Source organism: Caulobacter segnis, from assembly GCF_029543125.1.
GTDB lineage: Bacteria > Pseudomonadota > Alphaproteobacteria > Caulobacterales > Caulobacteraceae > Caulobacter > Caulobacter segnis_D.
Genome location: NZ_JARQWW010000009.1, coordinates 47,410 through 64,882 on the forward strand (window position 1 = coordinate 47,410; position 17,473 = coordinate 64,882).

Below are 17,473 nucleotides of genomic sequence, written 5' to 3' on the forward strand. Positions count from 1 at the left end.
TTCATGCGTATCAGCTCAGCCGCTTCGATGAAACTCGAGCCTCAGACCTCGCCCTTCGCCCTTCCCCGCAGCATCAGGCAGTAGCCGAGGGTCGTGGCGACGCCGATCAGGATGGCGGCGGATCCCAGGGCCACCGCCACGGGGATCGGGGCGAAGGCCCACAGGCCGGCATAGACAAGGCCGCTGAGGGCCATGGCCCAGCCGCCGACACGGGTCACCTTTCGGGCGCAGTCGCTGGGGGCGACGACCTTGGGCATGCGGTTGCCGTACCAGGCGATCATCAGGCCGTTCAGACCGATGACCAGCCGGGTGACCGTGTCATTGTCCAGATAGCCCATCTTGCGCGCATAGCTGCCAGCCAGCGCCACGGCCAGAATGGTCCCACCCCAGGCGAGGCTCCCCGTCAGGTCCTTGTTCATGGTGATCATCGTGCGGTCTCCGCCTTGGTTTTCGCGGCCTCGGGCGCTTCCTCGCCCAGGCCGAATGAGTGGACGAAGCCCAGCAGCGCTTCTTCGAGCACCGAAAGCTTCAGGTGATAGATGATCGACTTCCCCGCCTTCTCGGCGTGGATCAGGTCGGCCTCCTTCAGCACCGCGAAGTGGGCCGACATGGTCGGTTTGGAGACGTCGAACTGATCGCTCAGTTCGCCCGCGCTCATGGGGCCGCCGCGCAGCAGCAGCAGCACGCGCCTGCGGGTGGGATCGGAAAGGGCTTTGAACACCTGACTCATATTGTGATGATTAGCTAATCATCGAAATGAGTCAACAGGGCGTCGCCGCGCGCCCCGCGAACCGTGCTAGAGAGCCGGCTTCTGCCTCGCCGAAAGAGCCGCCGTTCCGTGCCCATCACCCTTTCCCGCAACGGGTTCATCCTGATCGGCCTGTTCCTGGCTTTCGGCGCGGCGCTCGCGGCCGCACCGTCGGGGCCGCTGGTCTTCGCCTTTGTCCTGGCGGGATGGATGATCAGCGTCGGGGTGCATGAGTTCGGCCACGCCTTCGTGGCCTGGCGGGCCGGCGACACCGAGGTGGTGGGCAAGGGCTATCTCAGCTTCGATCCGTTGAAGTACGCGGACCTGTCCACCAGCCTGATCCTGCCGGTGATCGCCCTGGCCTTGGGCGGCATCGGGTTTCCGGGCGGCGCGGTCTATCTGCGGGAGGATCTGATGCGCAGCCGCATGGGGCGCTCGATGTCGTCCCTGGCGGGACCGCTGGGGACGCTGCTGGTGCTGATCGTCCTGGCCGTGGTCATCGCGGCGGGCTGGCGCGAGCAGGACACCTCGCCGGTGATCGTGGCCCTGGCCTTCCTCGCCTTCCTGCAAGCGACGGCGTTGATCCTGAACCTGCTGCCGATCCCGGGGCTGGACGGGTACGGCGTGCTGCGCCCGTGGCTGCCGGTGCGGGTGCAACGGGCGGTGCGGAAGTTCGAGGCGCTGGGGATTCTGGCGCTGCTGGCCCTGCTGTTCCTGGTTCCGGGAGCGTCAGGCCTGCTGATCGGAACGGCCGTTCTGGTCACTGACCTGCTGGGCGTGCCGCGCGAGGCGATCGTCGGCGGCTGGGACGCCTTCACGTTCTGGAAGCAGGACTGATGACGAAAACGCCTCCCCGGACGATGTCCGGGGAGGCGCTTCCAATCTTCGCCTGGAGGGGCGAAAAGCCGTCTTAGAGGGCTTGCAGTTGGCCAGCCGACATCTTGCCGCTGCGCTTGTCCTGCTCGAGCTCGTAACCGATCTTCTGGCCCTCATCGAGGCTGCGCATGCCGGCGCGTTCCACCGCCGAGATATGCACGAAGACGTCGGCGCCGCCTTCATCAGGCTGGATGAAGCCGAAGCCCTTGGTGCCGTTGAACCACTTTACAGTGCCGCTTTGCATTTACTGTCCCTTCCGGACATGAGTTCTCGCGCCCACGATGGATGACGAGATCAAATTTTCGGAGAGGGCCGGAAAAACGTCGAAGGCTGAAACACTAGGATTTCGGCGGACAGAGAGACGAGCCAAACGAGATTTGATTACTCGATAATCGGTGTTTTTCTATGGCTTGGCAAGAAATATCTGAAAGTTCTGAGATTTTTGGCCGAAACATGCTATAAGGCGGCCATGCGCAACGAAACTGTAAGGGCGGTCCTGACCGTCGCACGGCAAGACGGCCAGTGGGCTGTCGAGCTGGAAGGCAACTATTTCGGCCACTCCGTGAACAAGGAGGAGGCCAAGGCCGCCGCCAACAAGCACGCCCGCCAGATGCAGGACGAAGGCCGCCCCTGCCAGGTGCGCGTCAGCGGCGAGCACGGCTTTTTCGCCAACGCCTAGGTCGGATAGCCGACAGACCGTCAGGCTGGGTCGTGGGAAGGTGAAACATCGCTGGCCGACTGTTGGGCGTCAGCGGCTGAGAGACCAGACCCCTGGGTCCACATGCTCCCGCCTGAAGCGCTGGAGCTCCAGATGACAGTCTATACCTTTCTTGTCTGTCGACCCGACGGCGCATCCACCACCATGGATGTGACCGAACTCCCCGACGACCATCTGGCCGCCCAGCGTGCCGGCGCTCTGTTGCGCGGTCATCCCAGCAGTTCGCATGTGGTGGTATGGGACGGCGAGCGTGAGGTCTGCACCGCCCGCCGCGAGGCGCTCGCAAGCTAGTATCGTCGTTCGCCGATCCGTGTCACGCTGCCTCCCAATCAAGCAGGGAGGGCTTGAACAATGACAGACGCAACGATGAGCGCCGTGCGCGCAAAGGCGCCGTGGCACCTGTGGGTGGTCGGGGTGCTGAGCCTATGCTGGAATGCATTCGGCGGCTTTGACTACATCATGACCCAGATCGGCGACGATCAGTACCTTGCGGCTCTGACAGCGGAGCAGCGCGCCTACGTGGCCGGCCTGCCGGTGGTGATGGAGGCCGCCTGGACGATCGGCGTGTGGGGCGGGGTGGCGGGTTCGCTGCTGCTGCTGATGCGGACCCGTTGGGCGGTGCATGCCTTCGCCATCAGCCTGGCGGCCATGATCGTCAGCTTCGCCTACGGCAACCTGGTGCTGCACTCGGCCGACATCATGGGCCCCTCGGCGATCTACATGCCGGCGGTGATCACGCTTATCGGCGTCCTGTTGGCTTGGTACGCCTGGGCCATGCGAAAGCGTGGCGTTCTGGGGTGAACCTTGGCGACGGCCAAACATTTTAGCTTCTTGTCGCGTTTGTAACGAATGATTGCTCGTTGCGAATTATTCGCAAAAATTGTTGGCCGCGTAAGGGTCGTGTTGATAATGCGAGGCCCTCGCAAGAACTCGGGGGCTTTTATGTCACGCACTTTCACCGCCCGCGCCCTCGTGGGCGGCGCGGCGTCCGCCGTCCTGTTGCTGGCTTCCAGCGCGGCCATCGCCGCTGAAGCCGCCGCTGACGGCGTCGCCGATCTGGACCAACTGGTCGTCACCGCCTCCGGCTTCGAACAGAAGATCGTCGATGCACCCGCCAGCATCACCGTCCTGTCCCGCGAAGAGCTGGAAGAGACGCGCTACTCCAGCCTGGCCGAAGTGCTGGCCAATGTGGAAGGCGTCGATGTGGGTGGTTCGGTCGGCAAGACCGGCGGCCTGAACATCAACATCCGCGGCATGGGCAGCGACTACACGCTGATCCTGATCGACGGCCGCCGCCAGAACACCGCCGGCAGCGTGACTCCGAACGGCTTCGGCGAAACCTCCACCAGCTTCATGCCGCCGATGAGCTCCATCGAGCGCATCGAGGTCGTGCGCGGCCCGGTCTCCACCCTCTACGGGTCGGACGCCATGGGCGGCGTAGTCAACATCCTGACCCGCAAGGTCGGTGAGACCTGGACCGGCTCCGTCACCATGGACGGCACCCTGCAGGGCGACGACGAGTTCGGCAACATCTACGGCGGCAACGCCTATCTGTCGGGTCCGATCGTGCGCGATCTGCTGGGCCTGCAGCTGCGCGGCAGCTTCCAGAACCGCGAAGCTTCCGCCCTCACCTTCGAGAACGTGGCCGGCGTCGACGCGCCGATCACCGGCTTCGGCCGCAGCGCCACCAAGGCCGAGATCCGCACCTGGGGCGGCCGCCTGAGCCTGACCCCGCACGAAGACCACGACCTGTGGCTGGACGCCGACTGGTCGGAGCAGTGGTACGACAACTCCAAGGGCCAGATGGGCACCAACACCCTGGCCGGCGGCTACGGCGACGCCCTGGAGTTCAAGCGCGAGCAGTTCGCCCTGGCGCACGACTGGCGCACGGTGATCGGCACGATCTCCAGCAACCTGTCGCGCAACAAGACCGAGACCCTCGGCCGCATCGTGCCTCCGGGCGTGGCCGGCGCCGGCGGCCCCCGTGCGTTGGAATCGGTGAACACCATCTTCGACAGCAAGCTGCAGTCGCGCTGGGGAAAGCATGCCTTCACCGTCGGCGGCCAGTACTGGGACGCCGAGATGACCGACGGCGTCGCCCCGTCGCAGTTCACCCATGAGCAGTGGGCCCTGTTCGCCGAGGACGAGTGGCGCTTCGCTCCGGGCTTGGCCCTGACGGTCGGCGCCCGCCATGACGACCACAGCGTCTTCGGCAGCCAGTTCAGCCCGCGCGGCTATCTGGTGTGGACCGCCAGCGACAAGCTGACCGTGAAGGGCGGCGTGGCCAAGGGCTTCAAGACCCCGCGCCTGGAGCAGCTGACCGCCGGCATCAACGGCTTCGGCCAGCAAGGCCGCCTGCCGCTGATCGGCACCCCGACCCTGACGCCGGAAACCAGCACCAGCAGCGAACTGGGCGTCTACTTCGACAACCTGAACGGCTTCGACTTCAACGTCACGGTCTTCAACAACGAGTTCAAGGACAAGATCGCCTCGGGCGTGCCGGTGGCCAACTGCGCCTTCGGCCTGACCCAGGCGCAGTACAACGCCGGCCAGAGCGGTCCGGCCGGTTGCGTGGACGTGGGTTTCTTCCCGAACTCGGCGACCTTCGGCCAGTCCGTGAACATCGACGAGGCGGTCACCCGCGGCGTCGAAGCGGCCGCGCGTTGGGACTTCGCCGCGGATTGGTCGCTGCGGGTGAACTACACCTACACCGACAGTGAGCAGAAGAGCGGCGCCGGCAAGGGCCAGCCCCTGACCGACACGCCGGAGCACATGCTCAACGGCAACCTGCGCTGGACGATCAACGACAAGCTGAACGCCTGGGTGCGCGGCGAATACCGCAGCCCGCGCTATCGCGGCGCCGGCGCGGCCCAGGACGCCCTGGGCGACTACAAGGAATACGCCCTGTTCCACCTGGGCGGTTCGTACAAGGTGCGTGAGAACCTGACGCTCAACGCCACGGTCTACAACCTGCTGAACACCGACTTCGTGCAGCAGCTGCCGTACGGCACGCCGCTCAGCTACGCGCCGGAGTACACCAACAATCAGGAGCCCCGCCGTCTGTGGGTCTCCATCAAGTACGACTTCTAGACGAGGAGAGACGTCTGGATGTTTAGACGCCGGCGGGAACCCGATCCCCGCCGGCGTCGCCTTTTGTAGCGGTCAGTGGACTGCGGCCTTGCCGATCTCCAGGCCGTCCTGGCCGGCATGCACGTCGATCACCGAGCCGTCAGCCAGCTCGCCGGCCAGCAGCTTGCGGGCGATGGGATCGACCAGCTCCTTCTGGATCACGCGCTTCAGCGGGCGCGCGCCATAGACCGGGTCGTAGCCCTTGTCGCCCAGCCAGTGCAGGGCGGCCGGATCAAGGGCGATGGCCATCTGGCGGTCCGCCAGCAGCTTCTCCACCCGCGACAGCTGGATGCGGACGATGTTGTCCATCTCCGCCCGGCCGAGACGCTTGAACAGGATGATCTCGTCGATCCGGTTCAGGAACTCGGGCCGGAAGTGGCTGCGCACCACGTCCATGACCAGCGGCCGCGCGACCTCCACGTCCTCGCCTTCCGCCTGGTTCGCCAGGAACTCCGACCCGAGGTTGGAGGTCATGATGATCAGGGTGTTGCGGAAGTCGACCGTGCGGCCCTGACCATCGGTCAGGCGACCATCGTCGAGCACCTGCAGCAGGACGTTGAACACGTCCGGGTGGGCCTTCTCGACCTCGTCGAACAGCACGACCTGATACGGCCGACGGCGGACCGCCTCCGTCAGGGCGCCGCCCTCGTCATAGCCGACATAGCCGGGAGGGGCCCCGATCAGGCGGCTGACCGAGTGCTTCTCCATGTACTCCGACATGTCCATCCGCGTGATGGCGTGCTCGTCGTCGAACAGGAACTCGGCCAGGGCCTTGGTCAGCTCCGTCTTGCCCACGCCCGTGGGGCCGAGGAACAGGAACGAGCCGATGGGACGGTTCGGGTCCTGCAGACCGGCGCGGGCGCGACGCACGGCGTCGGCCACGGCAGACAGCGCCTCGTCCTGACCGACCACGCGGCCGCGCAGGGCGTCCTCCATGGCCAGCAGCTTCTCGCGCTCGCCTTCCAGCATCTTGTCCACCGGCACGCCGGTCCAGCGCGAGACGATGGCGGCGATCTGCTGGGCGTCGACGACTTCCGGCGTCATGGCCTTTTGCTCGCCCTCGGCCTCAGCGTCGGCCAGGCGCTTCTCCAGCGCCGGGATCTCGCCGTACTGCAGCTGACCGGCGCGGGCGAAGTCGCCGGCGCGCTGGGCGTTGGCCAGTTCGGCGCGAAGACGGTCCAGGGCCTCGCGGGTCTGGGCGGCGCTGCCGACCTTCTCCTTCTCGGCCCGCCAGCGGGCGGTCATTTCGTCCGACTTGCCCTGCAGGTCGTCGATCTCGTCCTCGAGCTTTTCGAGACGCTGCTGCGAGGCGCTGTCGGTCTCGCGCGAGAGGGCCTCGCGCTCGATCTTCAGCTGCACCAGGCGGCGATCGATCTCGTCCAGCTCTTCCGGCTTGGAGTCCACGGCCATGCGCACGCGGCTCGACGCCTCGTCCACCAAGTCGATGGCCTTATCCGGCAGGAAGCGGTCGGTGATGTAGCGATTGGACAGAGTCGCGGCGGCGACGATGGCGCTGTCGCTGATGCGCACCCCGTGGTGGACCTCGTACTTCTCCTTCAGGCCGCGGAGGATGGAGACCGTGTCCTCCACCGTCGGCTCGGAGACGAAGACAGGCTGGAAGCGACGGGCCAGGGCCGCATCCTTCTCCACATGCTTGCGGTACTCATCCAGCGTGGTCGCGCCGACGCAGTGCAGCTCGCCGCGCGCCAGGGCCGGCTTGAGCAGGTTCGAGGCGTCCATGGCGCCGTCGGTTTTCCCGGCGCCGACCAGGGTGTGCATCTCGTCGATGAACAGGATGATCGAGCCTTCGGCGGCGGTGACCTCGTTCAGCACCGACTTCAGGCGCTCCTCGAACTCGCCACGATACTTCGCGCCGGCGATCAAAGCGCCCATGTCCAGCGACAGAAGCTTCTTGTCCTTCAGGCTCTCGGGCACGTCGCCGTTGATGATGCGCTGGGCCAGTCCCTCGACGATGGCGGTCTTGCCGACGCCGGGTTCGCCGATGAGGACGGGGTTGTTCTTGGTGCGGCGCGACAGGACCTGGATCGTGCGGCGGATTTCTTCGTCGCGGCCGATGACCGGGTCGATCTTGCCGTCGCGGGCGGCCTGGGTCAGGTCGCGGGCGTAGCGCTTCAGCGCGTCATAGCCTTCCTCGGCGTTGGCGCTGTCGGCGGTGCGGCCCTTGCGGATGGCGGCGGCGGCGTCTTCCAGCGCCTTGGCCGTGGCGCCGGCGTCCTTGAGAGCCTTCGCAGCGTCAGCGCCATCCTTGGCGATGGCGATCAGCAGGCGCTCGGTGGTGACGAAGGCGTCGCCAGCCTTCTTGGCGTCCGCCTCGGCGGTCGCGAAGACGCGGGCCGTGTCGGGCTTCATGTAGAGCTGGCCGGAACCGCCCTCGACCTTGGCGATCTTGGCCAGCAGGGCCTCGGCGGCGGCGTCCACGACGGCGGGCTTGCCGCCGGCGCTTTCGATCAGCGCGCGCGACAGGCCGTCCTTTTCTTCAAGCAGCACCTTCAGCAGGTGCTCGGGCGCCAGTTGTTGATGGCGGCGGGCCAGGGCCAGACTCTGGGCGGACTGGATCGCCTGCTTGGCGCGGTCGGAATAGAGGTCGATATTCACTGTTACGGGTTCCCCTCAATAGGCGGATCTGACCGGCCGCCTTGCAGGAAGCACGACCGGTACGAAGGGCAAGATGGGTGTGGCGAGGCGGCCACACAAGGTCCCGCGAACCCGGTCTGGCGAACCTTCGCAGAAGATCGTGCGTTCGGGGTTTATGGAACCGACGAAGACTGGCGGGCTGGGCTTGAAGCGGCGTCCCAAGGGGGTGCTGGAACTGGGCTGGGCCTGTTTCGAGAGCGCCGCCTCCGGCCGCACCGAGCACGTGCCGACGGCGCTTTGCTATCCCGACACCCTGGTGCGCCGCACGACCTTCGAGGCCGGCGGCGGACACGGCTGGCGCATCAGCGCCCTGACCACACCGCGCGACCGTCCCGCGCCGATCAAGTATGTTGTCGTCACCGGCGCGCCGTCCTGGGCCGAATACTGGGCGCCGGTCCTGGCCGCCCTGCCCCAGGACCGCGAGATGGTGGTGGTCGACCGCCCCGGCTTCGCCGGCAGCGAGCCCGTTGAATATGTGGGCGACATCCGCACCCAGGCCGAGGCCCTGGCCCCGCTGATGGCCTCGCAGAAAGGTCAGAAGGTGCTGGTGATCGGCCAGTCCTACGGCGCGGCGATCGCCACCCTGATGGCGGAGGCCGCCGACCAGAATCGCCTCGCTGGCTTGGTCCTGCTGTCCGGCTACTTCGGCGAGCCGGGACCCACCGCGCGTGTGCTGGTCAAGCTGGGCTCCAAGGTGCTGAAGCTGATCCCCCGCGACCTGCGCAACGCGGTGCTGGAGGTGATGGGCCAGGCGGGCCAGCTGGAGCGGATGCGCATCGCCCTCGCCCGCCTGCGCGCGCCGGTCCACGTGATCCACGGCGACGCCGACGACTTCGCCCCGCTGGAGACGGCGGAGCGGCTGGCCGCCAATGCGAAGACCCGTACGCCGGCTCGATTCGTATCGGTGCCTGGCGCGGATCATTTCCTGAACGACGGCCCGCCGGAGGCGCTGCTGCGCCTGCTGGAGGACTGCCTGCCGGTGGAGCGGCCGCTGTTCCAGCTGCCGAAACTGACCTGGCCGACGTTTGCCTGGCCCCTGAAAGCAAAGGCCGCCGCCGGCGGAGCCGTGGCGGCCTAGCTTTTCAGATCACTTCGCCGCGTAGAGCTTGGTGACTTCGTAGAGGAAGTCCCGGCCCTCATAGAGCGACTTCACGCGGATGCGTTCGTTCAGGCCGTGGGCGTTGGAGCCGGCGGCGTCGCTGAACATGCCCGACAGGCCATAGGTCTTGATGCCGGCGGCGTTGGTGAAGCGGCCGTCGGTGGCGCCGGTGGACATGGACGGCACCAGGGGCGTGCCCGGCCACAGCTTGGCGGCGACCGCCTTGGCCGGGCCGGTGATGCGGGCGTCCAGCGGCGGCGGCACGTTCACCGGGCTCGGCTTGGCGGCCAGAGTGATGCTGATGCGCGGATCACCCATGACGTCCTGCAGGGTCTTCAGCACATCATTGGGGTTCACGCCCGGCAGGATGCGGCAGTTCACATTGGCCCGGGCGCGCTGCGGCAGGGCGTTCGGCGCATGGCCGGCGTTGACCGTGGTGGCCACGCAGGTGGTGCGCATCATGCTGTTGCGGGCGCGGTTCTTGGCCACGGCCGCGACCTTGGCCGGATCGTTCGGGTCAGCCACCACCGCCGCCAGGACCGCGCCAGTCTCGCCCGGCTCGATCTTCGACAGCTCGGTGAAGTTCATCCGCACCGCTTCGTTCAGCGCTACGGGGAAGTCATAGGCCCCGATCTTCGAGATCGCCGCCGACAGGTTGTAGATGGCGTTGTCCTTGATCGGTGTCGAGGAGTGGCCGCCGGGGTTCGTCGTCTCCAGCGTATAGTCCTGATAGACCTTCTCGCCCGCCTGAATGCCCAGGAACACCGGCTTGCCGTTGGCGTCCAGCAGGCCGCCGGCCCCCTCGTTCAGGGCGAATTCGGAATCGAGCGCGGCGGGGTGGGTCTTCAGCAGCCACTCGACGCCGTTGAAGGTGTCGGGCGTCTCCTCGCCGCAGGTCAGGGCCAGCTTCAGGCCGCGGGCGGGTTTGAAGCCCTCCTGCTTGTAGCGGATCATGTTGTCGGTGAAGGCCGCCGCCATGGCTTTGTCGTCGGACGAGCCCCGCGCGTAGAAGAAGCCGTTCTCCTCCACCAGGGTGAAGGGATCGCGCTCCCAGTCGGCGCGGTTGGCCTCGACCACGTCGATGTGGGCCAGCAGCAGGATCGGCTTCAGCTTGGGGTTCTTGCCCGCCAGGGTGACGATCAGGTTGCCGTCCTTGGGCCGGTCGGCCGGATGCAAGATCTGGATGTCCGCGTCGGCATAGCCGGCGGCCTTCAGGCGGGCCGCCATTCGCTCCGAGGCCAGGGTGCAGCTGCCCGAGGACAGGGTGGTGTTGGTCTCCACCAGCTCTTTGTAGAGGGCCTTGAAGGCGGTCTGGTCCGGACGTTCCTGTGCCAGGGCCGAGCCGGCCGTGGAGAGTGCTGCGACGGCTGCGGCCGCGACGGCGATCTTGTTCATACGCTTCCCCCGAAATGGAAGCGGGAGCCTATGGGCGGAGTCGGGGCCAGGCAAAGAAAAACCCCGTTCGCGCGGGGCGAACGGGGCTTGGGTATGCAGACCGTGCTGTTGGCTTAGCGATAGTAGCCGTAACGGTCGTAGTCGCGTTGGGCCTGGCGGTAGCCGGCGTTGTAATAGCCACGATCGCGACGGTCGTTGTTGCGATAGGCGTAGCTGTTATAGGCCGGGCGGCTGTTGTAGCTGCGGTTGTAGCGACGCTTGTCCTTGGTGGTCGCCGCGCCGATGGCGGCGCCGGCGACAGCGCCCAGAGCCACCGACGAACCCTTGCCGTCACCGATGACGCCGCCGGCGACGCCGCCGATCACGGCGCCCAGCAGGGCGTTCTCGGTCTTGCGGCTGGCCGCAAAGGCGCCCGAGGCGGGCAGGGCCACCGCACCGGCAAGCGTGGCGGCGAGAGCGATCTTGGTGAACTTGGTCGGCTTCATAGCGGTCCTCCTTCAGTGTGGCCCCAGCCTAAAAGAGCCGGCCTGAACCCGATCTGAACCCGCAAGTTCAGGTGTGGTTCATCTTTGGAAGGAAGTCAGTGCGCAGCCTGCGGCACGGTCCGGTGCTTGTCCGCCGACCACAGGATGCCCGCCATGAGCAGGGCGATGGCGGCCCATTCGAAGGCGCGCGGCGTGCGGTGCTCCAGGATGAAACCGTAGAGCAAGGCGAACAGGGTCTCGAACACGATCAGCTGGCCCGACAAGCTCATGGGCAGCATGCGCGAGGCGCCGTTCCACAGGCCGTTGCCGACTACCGATGCCCCGATGGCGACGATGATCGAGACGCCCCAGAACATGGGATAGGCGTCCATGCCATGGCTGGCCCCGATGAAGAAGGCTGGCGCCAGCAGCAGCGCCTGGCCGCCGGTGACGAGGCCGGTCAGCAGGGACCATTCATTACTGGTGAAGTGCGGATGCGCCTTCAGATGACGGGCGTTGTAGACAGCATAGGCCGTCCACGACAGCAGCGCCGCCACGGCGCAGGCGACGCCGACGACCAGATCAAGGGTCGAGGCGTCTGGTCCGCCGCCATGGCTGAACAGGTCGACATTGATGGCCGCCACCCCGGCCAGGATCACCAGCAGGGGGCCGGCCATGTCGCGCAGCTTCAGGGAGTCGTGCCCGCGGCCGAACAAACTTGCGCTCACCGGCACCAGGCCGACGATCAGGCTGGCTACGGCGATGCCGGCCTTCTGGATCGCCACCACCAGGAACAGGAAATAGACGATGTTGCCGGCCAGGCTGAGCCAGAACAGGGCCTTCCAGTCGGCCCGGGTGACGCGCGGCGCCAGCCGCCGCCACAGGGGCGCGATGAGCAGCAGGGAGGCCAGGCCATAGGCCAGGTAGCGGCCGGCCGACAGCTCCACCGGGGAGAAGCCGGTCAGCATCTTCGGGCCGAGGAAGACCAGGCCCCAGAGCGCCCCGGCGCCGACGCCGCAAGCGATACCCAGGGCCTGACGATTGGAGGCCATTGTCATCCCCACGACCGCTCATCCCCGCGAAGGCGGGGATCCATTCGGACGCTCAGCTTGGGTCCCCGCCTTCGCGGGGATTAAGCGGAAACCTAGAGTTGGTCCAGGCCGTAGGCGGCGTGCAGGGCGCGCACCGCCAGTTCGGTATAGGCGGCGTCGATCAGCACGCTGATCTTGATCTCCGAGGTGGAGATCACCTGGATGTTCACGCCCTTGGCGGCCAGCGCCTCGAACATGCTCTTGGCGACGCCGGTGTGCGAACGCATGCCCACGCCGATGACCGAGACCTTCGAGACGTCTTCGTCGACGGCCACATCCTCGAAGCCGATCTCCGGCTGGTGGCTGCGGACGATCTCGACCGCGCGCTGGGCGTCACGCTTGCCGACGGTGAACTCCATGTTCGCCGTGTCGGCGGTGCGGGCCCGCGACTGGACGATCATGTCCACGTTGACGTTGGCGTCCGCCAGGGCGCCGAAGATCTTCGACGACACACCCGGATGATCGGGCAGGCCCAGCAGGGTGATCTTGGCTTCGTCGCGGCTGTAGGCGACGCCGGAAACGATGCGCTTTTCCATGATCTCTTCCTCGTCGCACACGATGGTGCCCTGGCCGGGGGCTTCGCCCGGCTCGACAAAGCTTGAAAGGACGCGGACGGGCACGCGCTGGGCCATGGCCAGCTCGACCGAACGGGTCTGCAGGACCTTCGCCCCGAGGGAGGCCATCTCCAGCATCTCCTCATAGGAGATCTTGGCGAGCTTCTTGGCCTTGCTCTCGATGCGCGGGTCGGTGGTGTAGACGCCGTCGACGTCCGTATAGATGTCGCAGGCCCCGCCCACGGCCGCGGCGATGGCCACGGCGCTGGTGTCGGAGCCGCCACGGCCCAGCGTGGCGATGCGGTTGTCGCGGGTCACGCCCTGGAAGCCGGCGATGACGGCGATCTCGCCGGCTTCGAACGCCTTCACCAGGTTATCGGCGGGAATGTCGTCGATGCGGGCCTTGCCGTGCGCGTCGTCGGTGATGATCGGCACCTGCCAACCCATCCACGAGCGCGCCCGATGGCCCATGTTGCGCAGGGTCATGGCCAGCAGGCCGGCCGTGACCTGTTCGCCGCTGGCGACCACCGCGTCATACTCCGCGTCCGAGGCGGGAATGCCCTGGGCGGCAGGGCCGGCGCCGTCGGTCCACGCGACCAGTTCGTTGGTCTTGCCGCTCATGGCCGAGACCACGACGGCCACCTGTTTGCCGGTCGCCACCTCGGCCGCCACGAGGCGCGCGACGCGCCGGATGCGTTCGAGGTCGGCCACCGAGGTGCCGCCGAATTTCATCACCAGCCGGGACATGAGACCGGTCGTTCCTTGATGCGGTTATTTATTGCGCGCTCAGCGCCGAGGGCCCAATCCCGACGCAAGCCGCCGCCTTCTAGACGCCAAAATGCGGCGCCGCAATGCGCGAAGGCGTAAAAATCGCTCAGTTTCGTTTCGGCGCGCCCGGCTCCGCCCGCTCGGCGATCGGCCGCACCTTGTCGAGCAAGGCGTAGAGGAAGCGGCCCGGCTCCTCGATCATCATCAGGTGCGCCGAATGGTCGAACCAGACGATCTGCTTCTTCGGGGCGCGCAGGTTGTTCATCCACGCTTCCGTCACTTCTGCCGGGGTGGTGTAGTCGTGGCGCCCCAGGAACATGAAGGTCGGCGCCTCCAGGCGACGGACGTGGTCGAAGCTCACGTACGCCAACTTGGGCAGCAAAACCTCCACCGCCATGTCGCTGCCCCTCGACCAGCCCTTCAGATCATCGGGCCCGTAGTCGGGCGACAGGCGTGACGACAGGAAGTAATGGCGGGCGTTGTCGCGGCCGGCGCTGAGATAGCCGTAGCGGATCGACCACTTGCGCTGGGTCTCGATCTTCTTGGTGTCGAAATCACCAGGACCGGGATAGGGCTGCAGGGCTTCCAGCTCAGCGACGGCTTCGTCGTTTCCCGCCTTCCTGGCGGCGGCGAGGACGGCGTTGAACCCGACCCGCTCGTTCTCACGGAAGTTGATCACCTGCCCCGCGCCTACATAGGCGTGCAGCAGGTCCGGGCGCTTGGCGGCCACCGACAGGCCGACGATTGTTCCCCAGCTGTGGCCCACCAGAATGACCTTGCGCTTGCCCAGCTTCTTGGTGACCTGCTCGATCAGGTCGATGGCGTCGTCCCGATATTGATCGACCGTCATGGTCGCCGCGATAGCCTTGGGATCGTTGAGAGCGTAGGACTTGCCCGCCCCGCGCTGGTCCCACTGAACCACGGTGAAGTAGTCCTCCCAGGGACGCTGGAACGTCCAGGCCATGGGCAGCTCCGGCGCCGCGGGTCCGCCGTGGATGAAGATCACGATGGGGTTGGCCCGGTCAGAGCCTCGGATCGACACCCATTGCCGCGCGCCGCCCAGGGTCATAGGCCCGTTCTCGTTGACGCCGTTCGGGGTCACGATCTTCTGCACATCGGCGACGATCGCCTTTGCTGGAGCATAGGGATCAGCGGCCGGAGCTGTCGGCGCCTGGGCGTGGGCCGCGGCGGCGAAGGCGGCGAACAAGGCGGCGACGGCGACTACGCGCATGGGAACCTCAAACAATGTGTATCGACACATAGAGGAGACATCGAGCACCTCGGACGGATGCGTGTTCTGGCATTAAACCTTCGTCACTTGCCGAGGCCCCCGCTAGAATAGCTGTCGATGAGTCAGCCCTACACCTCCATCGACCCGGAAGAGGTCGAGCGTTTCTCCCGCATCGCCGCCGAATGGTGGGATCCGCACGGCAAGTTCGCGCCGCTGCACGTGTTCAATCCCGTGCGGCTGAACTTCATCCGTGATCAGGCCTGCGCCCATTTCGGCCGCGATCCGAAGGCGCGCCGGCCGTTCGAGGGGCTGAAGCTGCTGGATATCGGCTGCGGCGGGGGACTGCTGTCGGAGCCCATGGCCCGGTTGGGCTTCGAGGTGACGGCCGTCGACGCGTCGGAGCGCAACATCAAGACCGCCTCCACCCATGCCGCCGAGCAGGGGCTGGAGATCGACTTCCGCGCCAGCACCGCCGAGGCCCTGCTGGCTGATGGCGTGGGTCCGTTCGACATCGTCCTGAACATGGAGGTGATCGAGCACGTGACCGATCCGGGCGAGTTCGCCCGCACCTGCTCGCGCCTGCTGAAGCCCGGCGGCCTGATGATCGTCGCGACCCTGAACCGCACGCTCAAGGCTTTGGCCCTGGCCAAGGTCGGCGCCGAGTACGTCCTGCGCTGGGTTCCGGCTGGCACGCACGACTGGCGCAAGTTCCTGAAACCCGAGGAGGTGCGCGGCTTCCTGGCGGGCGAACCGGTGGAGATCGCGGGACCGTTCGGCGTGTCCTACAGCCCCCTGACCGGGCGCTGGAGCCAGTCGAACGACAGCGACGTCAACTACATGATGACGGTGAAGCGGTCGGCCTGAGGAAACCCTCAGCTTGAGCATGCGTTTCCGAGGCTGACCTTTTCAGCCGAGGAGACGCCGCCATGCGCCTTTCGATGATCACCCTCGCCGCCTTTGCCGCCATCGGCGTGGCGGCCGCTCCCCTCGCCCAGGCCGAAGCCGCGCCGGAGAAGCGCGTCTATGTCTGCGACTACAAGAAGTCCAAGGCCAACAAGGGCACTCTGATCGGCGGCGCCAGCGGCGCCCTGCTGGGCAGCGCGGTGGCCGGCAACGGCGCCAAGACCGAAGGCGCGGTGCTGGGCGGCGTGGTCGGCGCGGTGGCGGGCCACGAGATCGCCAAGAAGGACGCCAAGCGCTGCCGGTACGTGTACCGCTAGGAGAGAATTCGAAGACTCCCGGCGGTGACTAAGGATGACACGATCAGAGCAAAGGAAGACTGACGGAGACTAGTTCACATCCGTCTTCTTGGGCGGCGGCGGCGGCAGCGGCGCGACCTGGATGCCGTCGGCGACGAGGTCCTTGACCTCCTTCGGCGTGGCCGAGCCATAGATGCCGCGCTCTTCGGACTTGCCGTCGTGGATGTCGCGCGCCTCCTTGGCGAAGCGGTCGCCCACGTCGTCGAAGTTCTCCTCCACATGCGCGCGGACGCGGCCCATGGCCTCCATCATCATTTCGCGCATCTTCGGATCGCCGTCGGACGGCGCCGTCTTCTGCGCCTTCGTCCCGGCCACGGCGGGGGCCATGATCTGCTTGCGCACGCAGGCGCTGCCGCACACTGGGCATTCCAGCAGCCCACGGGCCGACTGGTCGTCATAGTCGGCAGAGGAGCCGAACCACCCTTCGAAGCCGTGGTCGTGCTCGCAGGAAAGCGCGTACTTGATCATGAGCTGTATTTAGGGACCGACGAAGGCGCGCGCATTCTTTAAGGCGGGGATGGCGGCGCGGGCCTTGTCGGCCGCCGCCAGATCGAGGTCAGCGATCAACACGCCCGGCTCGTCGTGGTCAAGTTTTCCGATCACCTCGCCCCACGGGCCGATGGCGATGCTGCGGCCCCAGGTGCCGCGTCCATCCTCATGGAAGCCGCCCTGGGCGGCCGCCAGGACGAAGCTGCCCGTCTCGATGGCCCGGGCGCGCAGCAGGATCTCCCAATGCGCCTCGCCGGTGGGCCGGGTGAAGGCGGCCGGGACCATCATCATCTTGGCGCCGTCCAGCGCCAGGGCGCGGTACAGGGCCGGAAAACGCATGTCGTAGCAGATGCTCAGGCCCAGCTTTCCGAACGGCGTCTGCGCCGTCACCGCCCGCTCGCCCGGCTCATAGACAGCCGACTCCCGCGCCGTCTCTCCCTTTTTGCCGTCCCTTGGGGGCAGGTCCACGTCGAACATGTGGAGCTTGTCGTAGGTGGCGACGATCTTCCCCATCGGGTCGATCAGGGCCTGGCGGTTGGCGGCCTTGCCGTCCTCGCGCTTCACCAGGGCCGAGCCGACGTCGATCCAGACGTTCAGTTCGCGGGCCAGGGCCTGAAGCCCCTGCACCACCGGATCATCCTTCAGAGGGGTGAGCTGCGGCAGCAGCTTCACCCGGTCCTTCTGCAGGATGTTGCAGCCCTCGGGCGTCAGGATCAGCTGCGCCCCCTGCCCTGCCGCATCGCGGACCAAGGGCTCCATCTGCGCCAGACTGGCGACGTGGCTGGCGGGAGTGCGGGTCTGGATCAGGCCGACGCGGACGGTCATCGGAACAACTCCTCCCCCGTGCAACGGGGGAGGGGGACCGCGATAGCGGTGGAGGGGGCGTGACTGGACTCAGTGGATGGGGTCGCCCCCGCCCCCCAGCTGCGCCTGGTGCCCCACCCCCGCCTAGCCGGGGGGGCGAGGGGGTGTAGCCCCCCCCCCCGCAACCAACGCC

19 protein-coding genes are annotated in these 17,473 nt (G+C 66.8%); 8 read left to right on the plus strand and 11 right to left on the minus strand.

What is annotated here, in order from left to right; all coding sequences use genetic code 11:
- Window positions 1-41: 41 nt before the first annotated feature.
- Both P7B02_RS19430 and P7B02_RS19435 read right to left on the minus strand, forming a co-directional pair.
- Window positions 42-428: an ammonium transporter gene (locus P7B02_RS19430; protein WP_277788018.1), complete on the minus strand. Its 387-nt coding sequence runs from the start codon at window positions 426-428 to the stop codon at window positions 42-44.
- Window positions 425-730, minus strand: coding sequence for an autorepressor SdpR family transcription factor (locus P7B02_RS19435; RefSeq protein WP_277788019.1), 306 nt, complete (start codon window positions 728-730; stop codon window positions 425-427). The genes P7B02_RS19430 and P7B02_RS19435 overlap by 4 nt, the downstream gene beginning before the upstream one ends.
- Window positions 731-838: 108 nt before the next feature.
- Between P7B02_RS19435 and P7B02_RS19440 the strand changes: the two genes are divergently transcribed.
- Window positions 839-1,585 carry a site-2 protease family protein gene (locus tag P7B02_RS19440; RefSeq protein WP_277788020.1) on the plus strand — a complete coding sequence of 249 codons (747 nt, stop codon included), beginning with the start codon at window positions 839-841 and terminating at the stop codon, window positions 1,583-1,585.
- A gap of 73 nt (window positions 1,586-1,658) precedes the next feature.
- Here P7B02_RS19440 and P7B02_RS19445 read toward each other — a convergent pair whose 3' ends face one another.
- On the minus strand, window positions 1,659-1,868 hold the full coding sequence (locus P7B02_RS19445; protein ID WP_277788021.1) for a cold-shock protein: 210 nt from the start codon (window positions 1,866-1,868) through the stop codon (window positions 1,659-1,661).
- A gap of 225 nt (window positions 1,869-2,093) precedes the next feature.
- Here P7B02_RS19445 and P7B02_RS19450 point away from each other — a divergent pair, with 225 nt between their 5' ends.
- From P7B02_RS19450 to P7B02_RS19465, 4 genes are all read left to right on the plus strand, one after another.
- Window positions 2,094-2,303, plus strand: coding sequence for a DUF2188 domain-containing protein (locus tag P7B02_RS19450; protein ID WP_277788022.1), 210 nt, complete (start codon window positions 2,094-2,096; stop codon window positions 2,301-2,303).
- Between the two features lie 132 nt (window positions 2,304-2,435).
- The gene (locus P7B02_RS19455) at window positions 2,436-2,633 is read left to right on the plus strand and encodes a hypothetical protein (protein WP_277788023.1); all 198 of its coding nucleotides are present in this window, start codon (window positions 2,436-2,438) and stop codon (window positions 2,631-2,633) included.
- Between the two features lie 60 nt (window positions 2,634-2,693).
- Window positions 2,694-3,143, plus strand: a complete 450-nt coding sequence (locus P7B02_RS19460) for a hypothetical protein (RefSeq protein ID WP_277788024.1) — start codon at window positions 2,694-2,696, stop codon at window positions 3,141-3,143.
- 141 nt (window positions 3,144-3,284) lie between these two features.
- The gene (locus P7B02_RS19465) at window positions 3,285-5,432 is read left to right on the plus strand and encodes a TonB-dependent receptor domain-containing protein (protein ID WP_277788025.1); all 2,148 of its coding nucleotides are present in this window, start codon (window positions 3,285-3,287) and stop codon (window positions 5,430-5,432) included.
- Between the two features lie 72 nt (window positions 5,433-5,504).
- Here the strand turns inward: P7B02_RS19465 and clpB are convergent, their stop codons facing one another.
- Window positions 5,505-8,087 (minus strand): ATP-dependent chaperone ClpB, encoded by a 2,583-nt coding sequence (clpB, locus tag P7B02_RS19470; RefSeq protein ID WP_277788026.1) that lies wholly within the window; start codon window positions 8,085-8,087, stop codon window positions 5,505-5,507.
- 184 nt (window positions 8,088-8,271) lie between these two features.
- Here clpB and P7B02_RS19475 point away from each other — a divergent pair, with 184 nt between their 5' ends.
- Window positions 8,272-9,204 carry an alpha/beta fold hydrolase gene (locus tag P7B02_RS19475; protein WP_277788027.1) on the plus strand — a complete coding sequence of 311 codons (933 nt, stop codon included), beginning with the start codon at window positions 8,272-8,274 and terminating at the stop codon, window positions 9,202-9,204.
- A 9-nt stretch (window positions 9,205-9,213) separates the two neighbouring features.
- Here the strand turns inward: P7B02_RS19475 and P7B02_RS19480 are convergent, their stop codons facing one another.
- The 5 genes from P7B02_RS19480 to P7B02_RS19500 form a co-directional block, all read right to left on the minus strand.
- Window positions 9,214-10,620, minus strand: a complete 1,407-nt coding sequence (locus P7B02_RS19480; RefSeq protein WP_277788028.1) for a M20/M25/M40 family metallo-hydrolase — start codon at window positions 10,618-10,620, stop codon at window positions 9,214-9,216.
- 113 nt (window positions 10,621-10,733) lie between these two features.
- A complete protein-coding gene (locus P7B02_RS19485) occupies window positions 10,734-11,105 on the minus strand; it encodes a hypothetical protein (protein ID WP_277788029.1) in 372 nt (123 codons plus the stop codon).
- Window positions 11,106-11,200: 95 nt separating this feature from the next.
- Window positions 11,201-12,136 carry a DMT family transporter gene (locus P7B02_RS19490; RefSeq protein WP_347276670.1) on the minus strand — a complete coding sequence of 312 codons (936 nt, stop codon included), beginning with the start codon at window positions 12,134-12,136 and terminating at the stop codon, window positions 11,201-11,203.
- A 92-nt stretch (window positions 12,137-12,228) separates the two neighbouring features.
- Window positions 12,229-13,476, minus strand: coding sequence for an aspartate kinase (locus P7B02_RS19495; RefSeq protein WP_277788031.1), 1,248 nt, complete (start codon window positions 13,474-13,476; stop codon window positions 12,229-12,231).
- Between the two features lie 127 nt (window positions 13,477-13,603).
- On the minus strand, window positions 13,604-14,728 hold the full coding sequence (locus P7B02_RS19500; protein WP_277788032.1) for an alpha/beta fold hydrolase: 1,125 nt from the start codon (window positions 14,726-14,728) through the stop codon (window positions 13,604-13,606).
- Between the two features lie 117 nt (window positions 14,729-14,845).
- On the opposite strand from P7B02_RS19500, the gene ubiG reads away from it, so the two are divergent.
- Together ubiG and P7B02_RS19510 are read left to right on the plus strand one after the other, a co-directional pair.
- Window positions 14,846-15,592, plus strand: coding sequence for a bifunctional 2-polyprenyl-6-hydroxyphenol methylase/3-demethylubiquinol 3-O-methyltransferase UbiG (ubiG, locus tag P7B02_RS19505; RefSeq protein WP_277788033.1), 747 nt, complete (start codon window positions 14,846-14,848; stop codon window positions 15,590-15,592).
- A gap of 62 nt (window positions 15,593-15,654) precedes the next feature.
- Window positions 15,655-15,948 (plus strand): glycine zipper 2TM domain-containing protein, encoded by a 294-nt coding sequence (locus P7B02_RS19510; RefSeq protein ID WP_277788034.1) that lies wholly within the window; start codon window positions 15,655-15,657, stop codon window positions 15,946-15,948.
- 69 nt (window positions 15,949-16,017) lie between these two features.
- On the opposite strand, the gene P7B02_RS19515 is transcribed toward P7B02_RS19510, so the two are convergent.
- Complete coding sequence (locus P7B02_RS19515; RefSeq protein ID WP_277788035.1) at window positions 16,018-16,455, minus strand: DUF1178 family protein; 438 nt, start codon at window positions 16,453-16,455, stop codon at window positions 16,018-16,020.
- A 9-nt stretch (window positions 16,456-16,464) separates the two neighbouring features.
- The gene (locus P7B02_RS19520; RefSeq protein ID WP_277788036.1) at window positions 16,465-17,301 is read right to left on the minus strand and encodes a carbon-nitrogen hydrolase family protein; all 837 of its coding nucleotides are present in this window, start codon (window positions 17,299-17,301) and stop codon (window positions 16,465-16,467) included.
- Between the last annotated feature and the right edge of the window lie 172 nt (window positions 17,302-17,473).

What these genes read in the sequence shown, in the direction of transcription:
- P7B02_RS19430 (WP_277788018.1), bottom strand. Translation starts at nt 428, where the DNA reads ATGATCACCATGAACAAGGACCTGACGGGGAGCCTCGCCTGGGGTGGG.
- P7B02_RS19490 (WP_347276670.1), bottom strand. Translation starts at nt 12,136, where the DNA reads ATGGCCTCCAATCGTCAGGCCCTGGGTATCGCTTGCGGCGTCGGCGCC.
- P7B02_RS19480 (WP_277788028.1), bottom strand. Translation starts at nt 10,620, where the DNA reads ATGAACAAGATCGCCGTCGCGGCCGCAGCCGTCGCAGCACTCTCCACG.
- P7B02_RS19450 (WP_277788022.1), top strand. Translation starts at nt 2,094, where the DNA reads ATGCGCAACGAAACTGTAAGGGCGGTCCTGACCGTCGCACGGCAAGAC.
- P7B02_RS19495 (WP_277788031.1), bottom strand. Translation starts at nt 13,476, where the DNA reads ATGTCCCGGCTGGTGATGAAATTCGGCGGCACCTCGGTGGCCGACCTC.
- P7B02_RS19445 (WP_277788021.1), bottom strand. Translation starts at nt 1,868, where the DNA reads ATGCAAAGCGGCACTGTAAAGTGGTTCAACGGCACCAAGGGCTTCGGC.
- P7B02_RS19465 (WP_277788025.1), top strand. Translation starts at nt 3,285, where the DNA reads ATGTCACGCACTTTCACCGCCCGCGCCCTCGTGGGCGGCGCGGCGTCC.
- P7B02_RS19510 (WP_277788034.1), top strand. Translation starts at nt 15,655, where the DNA reads ATGCGCCTTTCGATGATCACCCTCGCCGCCTTTGCCGCCATCGGCGTG.
- P7B02_RS19500 (WP_277788032.1), bottom strand. Translation starts at nt 14,728, where the DNA reads ATGCGCGTAGTCGCCGTCGCCGCCTTGTTCGCCGCCTTCGCCGCCGCG.
- P7B02_RS19485 (WP_277788029.1), bottom strand. Translation starts at nt 11,105, where the DNA reads ATGAAGCCGACCAAGTTCACCAAGATCGCTCTCGCCGCCACGCTTGCC.
- P7B02_RS19520 (WP_277788036.1), bottom strand. Translation starts at nt 17,301, where the DNA reads ATGACCGTCCGCGTCGGCCTGATCCAGACCCGCACTCCCGCCAGCCAC.
- P7B02_RS19515 (WP_277788035.1), bottom strand. Translation starts at nt 16,455, where the DNA reads ATGATCAAGTACGCGCTTTCCTGCGAGCACGACCACGGCTTCGAAGGG.
- P7B02_RS19460 (WP_277788024.1), top strand. Translation starts at nt 2,694, where the DNA reads ATGACAGACGCAACGATGAGCGCCGTGCGCGCAAAGGCGCCGTGGCAC.
- P7B02_RS19455 (WP_277788023.1), top strand. Translation starts at nt 2,436, where the DNA reads ATGACAGTCTATACCTTTCTTGTCTGTCGACCCGACGGCGCATCCACC.
- ubiG (WP_277788033.1), top strand. Translation starts at nt 14,846, where the DNA reads ATGAGTCAGCCCTACACCTCCATCGACCCGGAAGAGGTCGAGCGTTTC.
- P7B02_RS19435 (WP_277788019.1), bottom strand. Translation starts at nt 730, where the DNA reads ATGAGTCAGGTGTTCAAAGCCCTTTCCGATCCCACCCGCAGGCGCGTG.